This is a genomic window from Pseudarthrobacter sp. Pseusp20, from assembly GCF_059492155.1.
In genome coordinates, this window is record NZ_CP168521.1 from 693,427 (window position 1) to 705,684 (window position 12,258).

Genomic DNA, 12,258 nt, shown 5'->3' on the forward strand with positions numbered 1-12,258 from the left:
AGCGCTAGGGCCGCCGCGGCTTGAGGACGGGGGAAGGGCCAACGCCTTCCCCCGTTCCCATGCCAGCGAGGACTTCCTTGACGGCGTCTATTGATGACACCCGTGGTTCCCACCCCAGGATCCGTTGTGCGCGGCTGGTGTCCATGATGGGCGCGCCCGCCGCCATCTCCACCCATCCGGAATCCGTGGGCTGGATACGTGCCCGCCACGTCAAGTCCACCACGGCGTGAAGCAGCCGCATGGGGATGGGGAGGATCCTCTTGGCGCCCAGGATGCGGCCCAGTTCCTGCGGGGTCAAAACCGGCTCGGCGGCGATGTTGAAGGCTCCGCTGGCCCGCTGGTCCACCACCCGCCAATAGGCCTCTGCCACGTCGTCCGCGTGCACGGCCTGGAAGACCAGGTTGTCCGGGACCGGCAGCAATGGAACCCAGGGTTTGCGGGGTACGAGCTGCGAAAGAACCCTTCCCAGGAAGTACCTGCCAATTTCACTCCCTGCGTTTCCCTGGAAGATGAGGGCCGGCCGCAGCCTGGCGACCGAAATCTCCGGTTCAGCGGCGGCGAACTGGTCAAGGAGCTTTTCCTGCTCGGCTTTGTGGCGGCTGTAATGCGATCCGGCCATCCCGGTGGCGGGCCAGGACTCGTCCCTGCGCCGGTCTTTGTCCGCCTTGCTGTAGGCGCCGACGGACGAGGCGCAGACAACCTGTTTGACGCCCATCTTTCCGGCAGCGTCGAGGACATTCCTGGTGCCTGTGACATTGGTGCGGTGCAGGAGGGGCAAATCGCGGTTCGGCTGGATTTGCCACGCCAGGTGGACGACGGAATCAACCCCTTCGAGCGCCTTCTCGAGCAGCGGCCTGTCCTGTTCCAGGCCCACGTCCAGGCTGTGCCACTGCACGCCGCCGTAGGGGTCCCGGGACGTGTCAGGCACCCTCCGGCTGATGCCAACCAACTGCAGGCTCCCGGGCTTTCGGGCGACGTGGCCCTGCAGGTTGCGCAGCAGTGCTGTTCCCGCGTTTCCGCTGGCCCCGGTGATGGCAATGCGCATGCCAACGACTCCTTTGCACGCTTGGACTGGTTGCGGGCCCTTCAGGACGAGCCTACAGCGGAGAAGCATTGTTTTATAAGCAACCTTATGATTTGCTGCTTCTAAGTCTTGCCGCAGGCTTTCGGAACCAGACCGAGGGAAACCAACACTCATGCCCGAATCCTTTGCCGCATTTGCCGTGGACGCTGCCCCTGTCCGCTGCCAACAGCCCGAACCGGCACAACAACCCACTCCTCCCGCAACCTCAGGACGGCTGCGGGAAACGTTTGAAAACGAACTGGTCCTCCGGTACCTGGACCTCGCCGAGGCTTTGGCCGCCCGTTTTGAGGCCCGCGGCCGGGAGCGGGCAGACCTGAACCAGGTGGCCTACCTTGGCCTGGTCAAAGCGGCCCGCGGCTTTGACCAGGCCAAGGGCGAGAGCTTTCCGGCCTACGCCGCGCCCACCATCACGGGCGAACTCAAGAGGTATCTCCGCGACCGGACCTGGGTTGTGCGCCCGCCACGCCACATCCAGGATCTGAGAACGCGGCTGTTCCGTGCAGAGCCGGAACTGACCCAATCCCTGGGCCGGAATCCCAGCGTCGCCGAACTGGCCAGCGAATTGGGAAGCGACCCGGCTGAGGTGCAGGAGGCCATCTCGGCATCCAGCAGCATGCACCCGGACTCCCTTGACGCCGTGAACCCCAACTCGGATGCCCCGTCCATCGGCGACGTCCTGGCAAGCCCCGAGACGCCTCTGGAACGGCTTGAGGAACTCGCCTGCCTGCGGGACGCCATGCAGGACCTGGATGACTCCGACCGGGAGCTTTTGTACCGGCGCTACTTCTGTGAGGAGACGCAGGTGCAGCTGGGGAAGCGGTTGGGGATGTCCCAGATGCAGGTGTCCCGCCGTTTGGCCAAGGTGCTGGTGGAACTGCAGCGGCGCCTGGAGGCCGGCGCCCAGTTCGGCGCGCCGGAGGATGCCGCCGGCAATGGGACCTCCTCCCGGGTTGTGCCGGCAGGCCGGACAGCCAACCACCCCGCGCCTTTCCGCCGTGCCCGGAACGGGCACACCGGCGCAGGTGCCGGCCGCCGCTTCGGCGGTGCGGGGACCAGGTAAAGCCCGGCCTTCGACCGGACCCGCGCAGTCAACGGACGACGGCGGGTGGCGGCCGCGGAAGCACATCATCGCCGGCTGCCGGGAGGGGCTGCGAAGCGCCCCGGAGGGAGTGCCTGCAGCAACAGGCATCCTATCTTGCCTGTTCAGCCGCCGAAAGGAAACACGCTCCTGCGGCTGAAAGAGGCCGTGGCCCTGTTTAGGAGCATCAGCAGGAGGGAACTGTTTGGTCATGGGAAGCTCTGAAAGATCCAAGCTCCGCGCTGTCCTGTTCGACCGGGACGGAACCTTGGTGATCGATGTGCCCTACAACGGGGACCCCGGCAAAGTACGGCCAATGCCCGGCGCCAAGGCCGTGCTGGACAGCCTGCGGGCGGAGGGTATCGCCACCGGCGTGATCAGTAACCAGTCGGGCATTGCCCGCGGCCTGATCTCGGCCGGGGACGTGGCAAGAGTCAACGCCCGGGTGGAAGAACTGCTGGGACCTTTTGACGTGTGGGAAGTCTGCCCCCACGCGGAGCAGGACGGCTGTACATGCCGGAAACCCGCTCCGGGGATGGTCCACAGCGCCTGCCGCAAACTTGGCATCCATGCCTCGGAGGCCGCCCTGATTGGGGACATTGGCGCCGACGTCGGTGCTGCCGAAGCGGCCGGCGCCACCGGAGTCCTGGTTCCCACCCCCGTGACCCGTGCCGAGGAGGTGGCTGCGGCGCGGCTGGTTGCTTCCGACCTGGCGTCCGCCGTCGGCCTGCTGCAGGGGACGCCCTGATGGGGCGCGTCCTGGTGGCCCGGCTGGACAGCATGGGCGATGTCCTGCTGGCAGGTCCGGCCGTGCGGGCGGTAGCCAACGGCCGTGCCCAGTACGGCGGCAGCACCAACCACGTGGTGATGCTGTGCGGCAGGCAGGGTGAAGCTGCGGCCGCGATGCTCCCTGGCGCCGCTGAGGTGTACAGCTGGGACAGTCCCTGGATTATGAACCCGGCGCCCGGGATGACCGGGCCGCACGCCGACCGGCTGATCGAGTATGTCCGCAATTCCCGGATCACCGAAGCAGTCATCCTCACGTCCTTCCACCAGTCGCCGCTGCCGCTGGCCCTGTTGCTGCGGCTGGCAGGAGTGGAACGCATCACCGGCGCCTCCACTGACTACGCCGGCTCCCTGCTGGATGTCCGCCTCAAGCCGGGGGAGGACTTCCCCGAAGACCAGCCCGAGGCGGAGCGGGCACTGGGCATTGCCGAGGCCGCAGGTTTCCGGCTTCCCGCGGGCGACGACGGGAAGCTGCGCGTGAAGTCCGGTCCGGACGTGACGGGCCTGGTGGGTGACGAACCGTACGTTGTGGTCCACCCCGGAGCCGCTGTTCCCGCCAGGGCGTGGCCCCCGCTGCACCATGCCGCCGCCGTCGAACTCCTCCAGGGTGCCGGGTACCGGGTGGTGGTGACCGGCGGACCCGGCGAGGAGTCGCTGACCGCCACGGTGGCCGGCCCCTCTGCGGTGGACCTCGGCGGGCGCACCGACCTGCCCACCATGGCCGCCGTCATGGCCGGAGCCGATGCGGTGGTCACCGGGAACACCGGACCGGCCCACCTGGCAGCCTCGGTGGGCACACCCGTGGCGTGCCTGTTTTCCCCTGTGGTCCCGGCCATCCGGTGGGCGCCCTATGGCGTGCCCCTGGAACTCCTCGGGGACCAGAACGCACCCTGCCGTATGTCCCGCGCCCGGCTTTGCCCCGTCCCGGGCCACCCCTGCCTCGACTCCGTATCGCCGGAGGAAGTGGTGGCAGCGGTGGAACGCCTGATCAGCGGAGTGAGCTCCTTCAGCACCCATGTCAGCACCCGTAGAAAGGCCCGCAACAGATGAGAATCCTGCTCTGGCATGTCCACGGTTCCTGGACGGACGCCTTTGTCCGCGGCCGCCACGAGTACCTGCTTCCCGTCCTGCCCGGAGGCGGCGCATGGGGCCTGGGCCGCGCCGGCAGGGACTGGCCGGAATCAGCGCGGGAGGTGGACCTGGCGACGCTCCACCCTGACGCCGTGGACGCCGTCGTCCTCCAACGCCCGGAAGAGATCGATGAGGTGGTCCGAACCCTGGGCCGGATGCCCGGCGTCGACCTTCCGGCCGTGTTCGTGGAGCACAACACGCCCAAAGGCAACTTCCCGAACATTAGCCACCCGCTTGCGGACCAAACCAGCATCCCGGTGGTCCACGTCACCCACTTCAACCGCCTGGCCTGGGACAACGGCTCCGCTCCCACCACGGTGATCGAGCACGGAATCCCGGACCCTGGCCAGCTCTATACCGGTGAACTGCCGGAACTGGGGGTAGTGGTCAACGAACCGGTCCGCCGCGGCCGGGTCACAGGAACCGACCTGCTGCCGGCCTTCGCGTCGGTGGCGCCGCTGCAGGTGTTCGGCATGAAGACAGAGGGCCTGGCGGCAGCCACCGGAATCGAGGCTTCACGCGTGACGTCCCGGGGCGACCTGAAGACCCGGGACCTGCACCGGGAACTTGCCCGCTGCCGGGTCTACGTCCATCCCATGCGCTGGACCTCGCTGGGGCTGTCCCTCCTGGAAGCCATGCACCTGGGCATGCCGGTGGTGGTGCTTGCCACCACCGAGGCCCCACGTGCCGTGCCGCAGGAAGCCGGCGTGGTCTCGGCCGACGTCGACGAGCTGCTCCGTTGCGCGGCGCGGCTGGTGGCCAATCCGGATGAAGCCCGACGGCGGGGAGTTGCCGCCCGGGAGGCGGCACTCGAGCGTTACGGCCTGGGCAAGTTCCAGGACCGCTGGGATGAGCTCCTGGCGGACCTGCGGAACCATCCGCGGCACCCCGTTAACGAGCGGCCGGAAGAGCGGATCCTCGTTCCGGCGCGGGAGAGGAAGACACCATGAAGATCGCCATGATTTCTGAACACGCCAGTCCGCTGGCGGCACTGGGCGGGGTGGATGCAGGCGGGCAGAACGTACACGTTGCCGCGCTGTCCGAGGCCCTTGCCAAGCGCGGCCACCACGTCACCGTCTACACCCGCAGGGACGCAACGGAGCTTCCCGCACGGGTCCGGGTGGGGCGCCGGTTCGAAGTGGTCCACGTGGACGCCGGGCCCGCCCGCCACGTGCCCAAGGACCAGCTGCTGCCCTACATGGGCGACCTCGCGGACGGCGTGGCCAGGGACTGGGGGCATCGGCCGCCGGATGTGGTGCACGGCCACTTCTGGATGTCCGGCCTGGCAGCCCTGGAGGCGGCCAGGCGGCCCGATGCCGGATACCGCGTGCCCATGCTGCAAACGTTCCATGCGCTGGGCACCGTCAAGCGGAGGCACCAGGGCGCGGAGGACACCAGCCCGGAGGCACGCCGCTGGCTGGAACCCGGCGTGGGACGAGCTGCCGACCGGATCATCGCCACCTGCTCAGACGAAGTTTTCGAGCTCAAGGCCATGGGTATCGCCACCGGCAAGATCTCCATTGCACCCTGCGGCGTGGACCTGGGCTTCTTCTCTGCAGAGGGGCCGGTGGCAGCCAGGAAGCGCCGCTACCGGATCCTGTCTGTGGGGCGGCTGGTGCCACGCAAGGGTGTGGACCTGGTGATCCGTGCGCTCCCGTACCTCAAGGCGGCGGGATTCGACGACGTCGAACTCCTGATCGTGGGCGGGGGCGGCGACACGAACGTGATGCACGCCGACCCCGAAATCCGGCGCCTGCTGGACCTCGCCGCCGGGCTGGGCGTGTCTGAACACGTGACCCTGCAGGGGCAGGTGTCCCGCGCGGAGATGCCCGGCATCTTCCGCAGTGCCGATGCCGTGGTGTGCGCACCCTGGTATGAACCGTTTGGCATCGTGCCGCTGGAAGCCATGGCATGCGGCATTCCGGTGGTGGCAGCAGCGGTTGGCGGCCTCCGGGACACGGTGGTTGACCACACCACCGGCCTGCACGTCCCGCCGCGGGACCCTGAAGCCATTGCCTCGGCACTGTCACTGCTGCTGGAAAACCCCGCCCTCAGGACGAAGCTCGGCCAGGCCGGGGAGCGGCGCGCGCGCACCCGTTACTCCTGGGACCGGGTGGCAGCGGAAACCGAAAAGGCATACCAGCTGGCCATGGCCGGTGCCCCGGCCAGCGTTTCGGCCGGGATCGTACCGATGGAAGGAGCCGCCCTGTGACTGCTGAATCGTCCCTGCGTGAAGCAGACCTCCGTACCCTGACCGCAGCACCGGCCCTGCCCGCTGTGCTCCCGGGCGCCACGTTCGTGGATGCCGCCAGCGCCGAGGCCGTCCGCACCCACCTGGACAACGTCATTCCGGCGCTTGATTCGCTCCGCAGCCAGTCGGGCCGGCTGGCTGCCTGGGGCGTGGAGCTGGCACAGCGCCTGCTGCGCGGCCAGCGGCTCCTGGCCGCGGGCAACGGCGGCTCAGCCGCGGAGGCGCAACACCTCACCGCCGAACTGGTGGGCCGGTTCGACAGCGAGCGGGTCCCGTTCTCCGCCATTTCCCTGCACGCGGAGTCATCGGCGGTCACCGCCATCGCCAACGACTACGGGTACGACGAAGTCTTTTCCCGGCAGGTCCGCGCGCATGGCCGCTCCGGTGACGTGCTGATGCTGCTGTCCACCAGCGGCAAGAGCCCCAACCTGCTGCGCGCCGCGGAAGCGGCCTCCCGGCTCAACGTGACCACCTGGGCGCTCACCGGCTCCGGCCCGAACCCGCTGGCGGACGTCTGCGACCAGGCCGTCATGATCGACGCCCGGAACGCCAACGCCCAGGAAGGGCACCTGATCGCCCTGCATGCCGTGTGCCGGGCCTTCGACCTTGAGGTTGCCCGGCACACCCCGTCAGTGGTCCCAGGGTTCCCCAGAGGTGGCCGGCCATGAGGATCGTCGTCGTGGGAGACGTGATGCTGGACGTCGACCTTTCCGGTGAGGCCACCCGGCTCAGCCCGGACGCCCCTGTTCCCGTGGTGGACGTTTCGGCTGTCCGCCGCCGCGCCGGCGGCGCAGGCCTGGTGGCGCGCATGCTGGCCCAGGACGGCTGGCCCGTCACGCTGGTGACGGTCCTTGGCAACGACGACGCCGGCAGCCAGTTGCGTGCGCAGCTGGCCGGCGTGCGGCTCGTCGCGGGCAGCAGCAGCTATCCCTCGCCCGTCAAGACCCGGGTCCGGGCGGGTTCCCATCCGGTGGTCCGCTTCGACCAGGGCTGTGAAAAGACGCCGGTCCCGGAGGTCAGCCCCGCCATGCTCCGCGCCGTGGAAAAAGCCGGCGTGGTGATCGTGGCGGACTACGGCCGGGGACTGGCAGCCAACCCGCAGCTGCGCGACGTGCTGGCCCGGCTCGCGGACAGGGTGCCGGTCATCTGGGACCCGCATCCCTCGGGGCCCGAACCGGTGCCAGGCGTAACCGTGGTGACCCCGAATATCTCCGAGGCCACCAAGGCGGTGCAGTCCGGTCCGGGGAAGGGCTCCGCCCAGGCGGATTCCGCAGACCCAGCCGCAGCCGTGGCAGGGGTCCTGCTGGAACGCTGGCGCAGCCAGGCGGTGCTGGTGACCAAAGGCGAGGAAGGGGCCGTGCTGCTGCAGCGGGGCGGTACCGCCGCCCGTTCCGTTCCCGCGCCGAGGGTGGAGGCCGGCGATCCCTGCGGGGCAGGCGACCGGCTGGCAGCCAGCCTGGCGGTGCACCTCCTGGCCGGCCGCGACCTGCCGGATGCGGCGGCCCTGGCGGTCCACGATGCCGCCGATTTCCTGGCCGCCGGAGGAGTGTCGGCCCTGCCCGATGCCGGTGGGGAAGATGCCGCCCCCGGACATCGCGGGCCGGCGCAGGCGCCCGGCCGGCGTACCACCGAACCACTGCTCCTGGCCCGTTCGGTCCGTGAAAACGGCGGAAAAGTGGTTGCCACCGGCGGCTGCTTCGACCTGATCCACGCCGGCCACGTCCGAACACTCACCGCAGCCCGGGAGCTGGGGGACTGCCTGATCGTGTGCCTCAACTCCGACGATTCGGTGCGCCGGCTCAAGGGGCCGGAGCGTCCCATCATCGGCCAGCATGACCGGGCCGAGCTGCTCCTGGCGATGGAATGCGTGGACGCCGTGATGGTCTTCGACGAGGACACACCGGAAGCCGTCCTGGACCGTCTGCGTCCGGACATCTGGGTCAAGGGCGGCGACTACAAGGGCGCCCGCCTGCCCGAGACGGACCTGGTGGAAAGCTGGGGCGGCCGCTGCCTCACCGTCCCCTTCCACCCGGCCCGCTCCACCACCGGCCTGGCGGACGCACTCGCCAAGGTCAGCTGAACCTCCCTGCCCATCGACTTGTTTTCCCCATTGAAAGGAACACCATGACAGCAGAACCAACTGCAACCGCACCCACCAACCCCGGCCGCGTCCTGGTCACTGGAGGTGCCTCCGGACTGGGGGCCGCCGTCGTCGACGCCGTCCTCCGCTCAGGTGGCACCCCGGTGGTCCTGGACCGCGACATCAGCAGCGTCTCCGGGGTGAAGGCGTTCGAAGTGGACGTCGCTGACCGCGCTGCCGTGGAGAAGGCTGTCCTGGAAGCCGCCGAAACCCTGGGCGGCCTGGACGCCGTGGTCACCGCCGCCGGAATCGACCGCTGCGGCAAGCTCGCCGACGTCGAAGCCAACGAGTGGGAAAAGGTCATCGGCGTCAACCTGATGGGCACCGTTTCCGTGGTCCGCGCCGCCCTGCCCTACCTAAAGGAAACCCACGGCCGCGTAGTGACCGTGGCATCCACCCTGGGCAAGCGCGCCGTGGCTGATGCCACCGCGTACTGCGCCTCGAAGTTCGGCGTGGTGGGGTTCAGCCACGCACTGGCCGCGGAAACCGGCGGCGAAATCGGCGTCACCACCATGATCCCCGGCGGCATGAAGACCCGGTTCTTCGACGACCGCACCGAGCAGTACAAGCCGCAGGACGACTCCCGGCTCAACGACCCCGCCAACACCGCGCAGGCCATCCTGTTCGCACTCAACCAGCCCACCGGCTGCGAGGTGCGCGAGATGCTGATCTGCCACGAGGAAGAGGGCTCCTGGCCCTAAGCCGCCGCCGGCCACAACTACGCTGCCATCCGCAGTTTGCACAAGCGACATATCCAGCACCGACACATCCAGCACGGAAAGGCGGGAGGAACACCATGCCCACCACAGCCACCGAAACATCCGCAGGCCATGGGACAGTCCAGGGCTCCGGCATCACCATCCAGGACCCGCGAACCGGTGAAGTGCTTTGGACGGTGCCCGAAGCGGCGCCCGAGGCCATCAACCACGCCGTGGGTGTGGCCCGCAGCGGTGCAGCAGCGTGGGCCGCAACTGCACCGGCCGAACGGGGCGCCGCGCTGCGGGCAGCCGCCAAAGCCCTTGATGCAGCTGCGCGGGAGCTCGCGGGGCTGAACGCCAGCGAAACCGGCCGGCCGGAGGATGAGGCCCTGGCCGGCATCGCCGCCGGGGTTTCCACCCTGGAGCAGTACGCGGAACTTGGCCCGGTCCACCGTGGCCACAGCCTCCGCGGCAACCGGCTCGCCTCCGACTACACGCTGGCCGAACCGCGCGGCGTGGCCGTCCTGCTGACCCCCTGGAACGATCCGGTTGCCGTTGCCTGCGGGCTGATCGGCGCCGCGCTGGCCACGGGCAACACGGTCATCCACAAACCCAGCGAGCGGTGCCCGCGGCTTGGGGAGGCGCTGGGCGAAGTGCTGGCGCCGGCCTTCCCTGCCGGGGTATTCCAGACCCTCTCCGGTGGCGCAGGGGTGGGAGCGGCGCTGTCGCAGGCCGCCGTGGACGTCATAGCCCACGTGGGATCCAGCGCCTCAGGCGCCCGCATTGCCCAGGCCGGAGCCCTTACCGGCGCCCACGTCATCAGGGAAAACGGTGGCAACGACCCCCTGCTGGTGGACCGCGACGTGGATCCCGGGTGGGCTGCCCAGCAGGCAGCCATCGGAGCCTTCAGCAACAGCGGCCAGATCTGCACCTCCGTGGAACGGATCTACGTCCATAGGGACATTGCCGCCGAGTTCTGCAAAGCCCTGGAGGCCGAGGCAGCGCTCCGGAACAGCAGCGGCAGCGTGGCGCCGCTGGTGGACCTGCGGATGCGCGACGCCGTCCACGCCCACGTCGCCGAGGCCCTGGCCCAGGGCGCCCGCGCGGTGGAGGGCGGTGCCCTCCCGGCCGGCCCGGGTTCCTTCTACCCGGCCACCGTCCTGCTCGGCTGCACCGAAAGCATGCAGGTGATGGCGGAGGAAACGTTCGGCCCCGTGGCTCCGGTGCAGGTGGTGGACACGTTCGACGACGGCCTGCGCCTGGCGTGCAGCGGCAGGTATGGATTGGCGGCCACCGTCCTAAGCAGCAACATCGCGCACATCCAGCAGGCGGTGGCTGCGCTGCCCGTGGGAACGGTGAAGGTCAACGAGGTGTTCGGCGGCGCCCCCGGCGGAGCAGCCCAGCCGCGCGGCGAGAGCGGGGCCGGGTTCGGCTACGGGCCAGAGCTCCTGGACGAGTTCAGCCGGGTCAAGGTGGTGCACATCGCGGCCCCGCCGGCGGCCGGTTCCGGCGACGGCCCGGATACCATCATCAACACTGACGACGGGGACCTGCCGTGAACGCGTCCCCGGAATCCATCGACCTGTCCACCCAGCGGGCACTGTCCGACTGGCTCCCCGGCCGGCTCGCCGCGGAACATCCCTCCATCCTGGTCATCGGCGACGTGATGCTCGACGGCTGGTGGAGCGGCAGCATCGAACGGCTCTGCCGGGAAGCGCCCGCCCCCGTGGTGGATATCCAGTCCCGCGAATCGGTCCCGGGCGGCGCGGCCAACACCGCCATGAACCTGGCCGCCCTGGGAGCAAAGGTCTCGGTGGCCGGAATCATCGGCTCGGACGACGCCGGCGAAGACCTCCGTGCGCAGCTTGCCGCCGCCGGCATCGACGTCCGGCACCTGCACACCCACCCGGACATGGTCACCACCACCAAGATCCGGATCAGCAGCGGCGGCCAGGTGATGCTGCGCCTCGACGACTCGGCCGGCGCTGTCCCGGCCGACGCCCTGGCCGCGCTCGCCGCCTCGGTGCGTGCCGCCGTCGAACGCCAGGACGCCGTGCTGGTGTGCGACTACGGGACCGGCGTGGTGGCGGACCCTGTCCGCACGGAACTGGCGCGCGTCCTGGGACCTGACACCGCCGGCGAAAACCGTCCGCTTGTGGTGGTCGACGCCCATGATCCGCGCCCCTGGGCTGCCCTGCAGCCCGACCTGGTGACCCCGAACGCGCAGGAAACCGCCCGGCTCCTGGACCGGAAACTGCCGGAAGGGCAGGCGCGGGTGGAGGCGGTGTCCGCGGAGTCCGCGGCCCTGCTTCAGGCAACCGGCGCCCGGGCCGTGGTGGTCACCCTGGACCGGGACGGAACCGTGCTGTTGATGCCCGACGGCGTGCGGCACCGGACGTGGGCCCGGCCCGCCGCGGAGAAGCAGGCATCCGGGGCAGGGGACACCTTCGTGGCGGCCCTGACGCTTGCCCGTGCCGCCGGGCTGCCGCTGACCGCCAGCCTGGACCTGGCCCAGTCGGCCGCCGACGTGGTGGTCCACCAGCCCGGCACGTCTGTGTGCAGCACCGCCCAGCTCAGCCGGTACCTGGAGGCCTTCGCCGATACCGCCCTGAGTGCGGACGAACTGGAACGGCAGATGGAAATACACCGCTCCCAGGGCCAGCGGATCGTGCTGACCAACGGCTGCTTCGATGTGCTGCACAGCGGCCACACCAGGTACCTCAACCAGGCGAAACAGCTGGGCGACATCCTGGTGGTGGCACTGAACAGTGATGATTCGGTGCGCCGGCTCAAGGGCCCCGGCAGGCCCATCAACACCATGGCGGACCGTGCAGCCGTGGTGGCGGCCCTGAGCTGCGTGGACTATGTGACAGTGTTCGATACCCCCACGGCCACCCCGCTGATCCGCCGGCTCCGGCCCGAAGTCTATGCCAAGGGCGGGGACTACACGCCGGAAATGCTGGAGGAGACCCCGGCGGTGGAAGAGTACGGCGGCCGGATCGCCATTCTTGATTACGTGGCTGAACGGTCCACCACCGCCGTGGTGAAACGGATCCGCGACGGTGAAGGCGCAGTGCCTACCAACTAAGG

The 12,258-nt window shown here is 69.4% G+C and carries 11 protein-coding genes; 10 read left to right on the top strand and 1 reads right to left on the bottom strand.

What is annotated here, in order from left to right; all coding sequences use genetic code 11:
* Positions 1 to 4: 4 nt before the first annotated feature.
* On the bottom strand, positions 5 to 1,045 hold the full coding sequence (locus ACEN9K_RS03370; protein WP_134165215.1) for an NAD-dependent epimerase/dehydratase family protein: 1,041 nt from the start codon (positions 1,043 to 1,045) through the stop codon (positions 5 to 7).
* A gap of 151 nt (positions 1,046 to 1,196) precedes the next feature.
* Between ACEN9K_RS03370 and ACEN9K_RS03375 the strand changes: the two genes are divergently transcribed.
* The 10 genes from ACEN9K_RS03375 (at position 1,197) to rfaE2 (ACEN9K_RS03420) (ending at position 12,256) form a co-directional block, all read left to right on the top strand.
* Positions 1,197 to 2,144, top strand: a complete 948-nt coding sequence (locus tag ACEN9K_RS03375) for a sigma-70 family RNA polymerase sigma factor (RefSeq protein ID WP_495635174.1) — start codon at positions 1,197 to 1,199, stop codon at positions 2,142 to 2,144.
* Between the two features lie 229 nt (positions 2,145 to 2,373).
* Positions 2,374 to 2,910: a D-glycero-alpha-D-manno-heptose-1,7-bisphosphate 7-phosphatase gene (locus ACEN9K_RS03380; RefSeq protein ID WP_018772192.1), complete on the top strand. Its 537-nt coding sequence runs from the start codon at positions 2,374 to 2,376 to the stop codon at positions 2,908 to 2,910.
* Positions 2,910 to 3,998, top strand: coding sequence for a glycosyltransferase family 9 protein (locus tag ACEN9K_RS03385; protein ID WP_495635175.1), 1,089 nt, complete (start codon positions 2,910 to 2,912; stop codon positions 3,996 to 3,998). Before ACEN9K_RS03380 ends, ACEN9K_RS03385 begins: the two co-directional genes overlap by 1 nt.
* Positions 3,995 to 5,029, top strand: a complete 1,035-nt coding sequence (locus ACEN9K_RS03390; protein ID WP_495635176.1) for a glycosyltransferase — start codon at positions 3,995 to 3,997, stop codon at positions 5,027 to 5,029. Before ACEN9K_RS03385 ends, ACEN9K_RS03390 begins: the two co-directional genes overlap by 4 nt.
* A complete protein-coding gene (locus ACEN9K_RS03395) occupies positions 5,026 to 6,291 on the top strand; it encodes a glycosyltransferase (RefSeq protein WP_018772195.1) in 1,266 nt (421 codons plus the stop codon). The genes ACEN9K_RS03390 and ACEN9K_RS03395 overlap by 4 nt, the downstream gene beginning before the upstream one ends.
* Positions 6,288 to 6,998: a D-sedoheptulose-7-phosphate isomerase gene (locus ACEN9K_RS03400; protein ID WP_495635177.1), complete on the top strand. Its 711-nt coding sequence runs from the start codon at positions 6,288 to 6,290 to the stop codon at positions 6,996 to 6,998. The genes ACEN9K_RS03395 and ACEN9K_RS03400 overlap by 4 nt, the downstream gene beginning before the upstream one ends.
* Complete coding sequence (gene rfaE2, locus ACEN9K_RS03405; protein ID WP_018772197.1) at positions 6,995 to 8,410, top strand: D-glycero-beta-D-manno-heptose 1-phosphate adenylyltransferase; 1,416 nt, start codon at positions 6,995 to 6,997, stop codon at positions 8,408 to 8,410. Before ACEN9K_RS03400 ends, rfaE2 (ACEN9K_RS03405) begins: the two co-directional genes overlap by 4 nt.
* Positions 8,411 to 8,454: 44 nt before the next feature.
* Positions 8,455 to 9,171, top strand: a complete 717-nt coding sequence (locus ACEN9K_RS03410) for an SDR family oxidoreductase (protein WP_018772198.1) — start codon at positions 8,455 to 8,457, stop codon at positions 9,169 to 9,171.
* Positions 9,172 to 9,266: 95 nt separating this feature from the next.
* Complete coding sequence (locus ACEN9K_RS03415; RefSeq protein WP_495635178.1) at positions 9,267 to 10,727, top strand: aldehyde dehydrogenase family protein; 1,461 nt, start codon at positions 9,267 to 9,269, stop codon at positions 10,725 to 10,727.
* Positions 10,724 to 12,256 carry a D-glycero-beta-D-manno-heptose 1-phosphate adenylyltransferase gene (rfaE2, locus tag ACEN9K_RS03420; RefSeq protein WP_495635179.1) on the top strand — a complete coding sequence of 511 codons (1,533 nt, stop codon included), beginning with the start codon at positions 10,724 to 10,726 and terminating at the stop codon, positions 12,254 to 12,256. The genes ACEN9K_RS03415 and rfaE2 (ACEN9K_RS03420) overlap by 4 nt, the downstream gene beginning before the upstream one ends.
* Positions 12,257 to 12,258 lie beyond the last annotated feature (2 nt).

What these genes read in the sequence shown, in the direction of transcription:
- rfaE2 (WP_018772197.1), top strand. Translation starts at nt 6,995, where the DNA reads ATGAGGATCGTCGTCGTGGGAGACGTGATGCTGGACGTCGACCTTTCC.
- ACEN9K_RS03395 (WP_018772195.1), top strand. Translation starts at nt 5,026, where the DNA reads ATGAAGATCGCCATGATTTCTGAACACGCCAGTCCGCTGGCGGCACTG.
- ACEN9K_RS03385 (WP_495635175.1), top strand. Translation starts at nt 2,910, where the DNA reads ATGGGGCGCGTCCTGGTGGCCCGGCTGGACAGCATGGGCGATGTCCTG.
- ACEN9K_RS03410 (WP_018772198.1), top strand. Translation starts at nt 8,455, where the DNA reads ATGACAGCAGAACCAACTGCAACCGCACCCACCAACCCCGGCCGCGTC.
- ACEN9K_RS03415 (WP_495635178.1), top strand. Translation starts at nt 9,267, where the DNA reads ATGCCCACCACAGCCACCGAAACATCCGCAGGCCATGGGACAGTCCAG.
- ACEN9K_RS03380 (WP_018772192.1), top strand. Translation starts at nt 2,374, where the DNA reads ATGGGAAGCTCTGAAAGATCCAAGCTCCGCGCTGTCCTGTTCGACCGG.
- ACEN9K_RS03390 (WP_495635176.1), top strand. Translation starts at nt 3,995, where the DNA reads ATGAGAATCCTGCTCTGGCATGTCCACGGTTCCTGGACGGACGCCTTT.
- ACEN9K_RS03375 (WP_495635174.1), top strand. Translation starts at nt 1,197, where the DNA reads ATGCCCGAATCCTTTGCCGCATTTGCCGTGGACGCTGCCCCTGTCCGC.
- ACEN9K_RS03370 (WP_134165215.1), bottom strand. Translation starts at nt 1,045, where the DNA reads ATGCGCATTGCCATCACCGGGGCCAGCGGAAACGCGGGAACAGCACTG.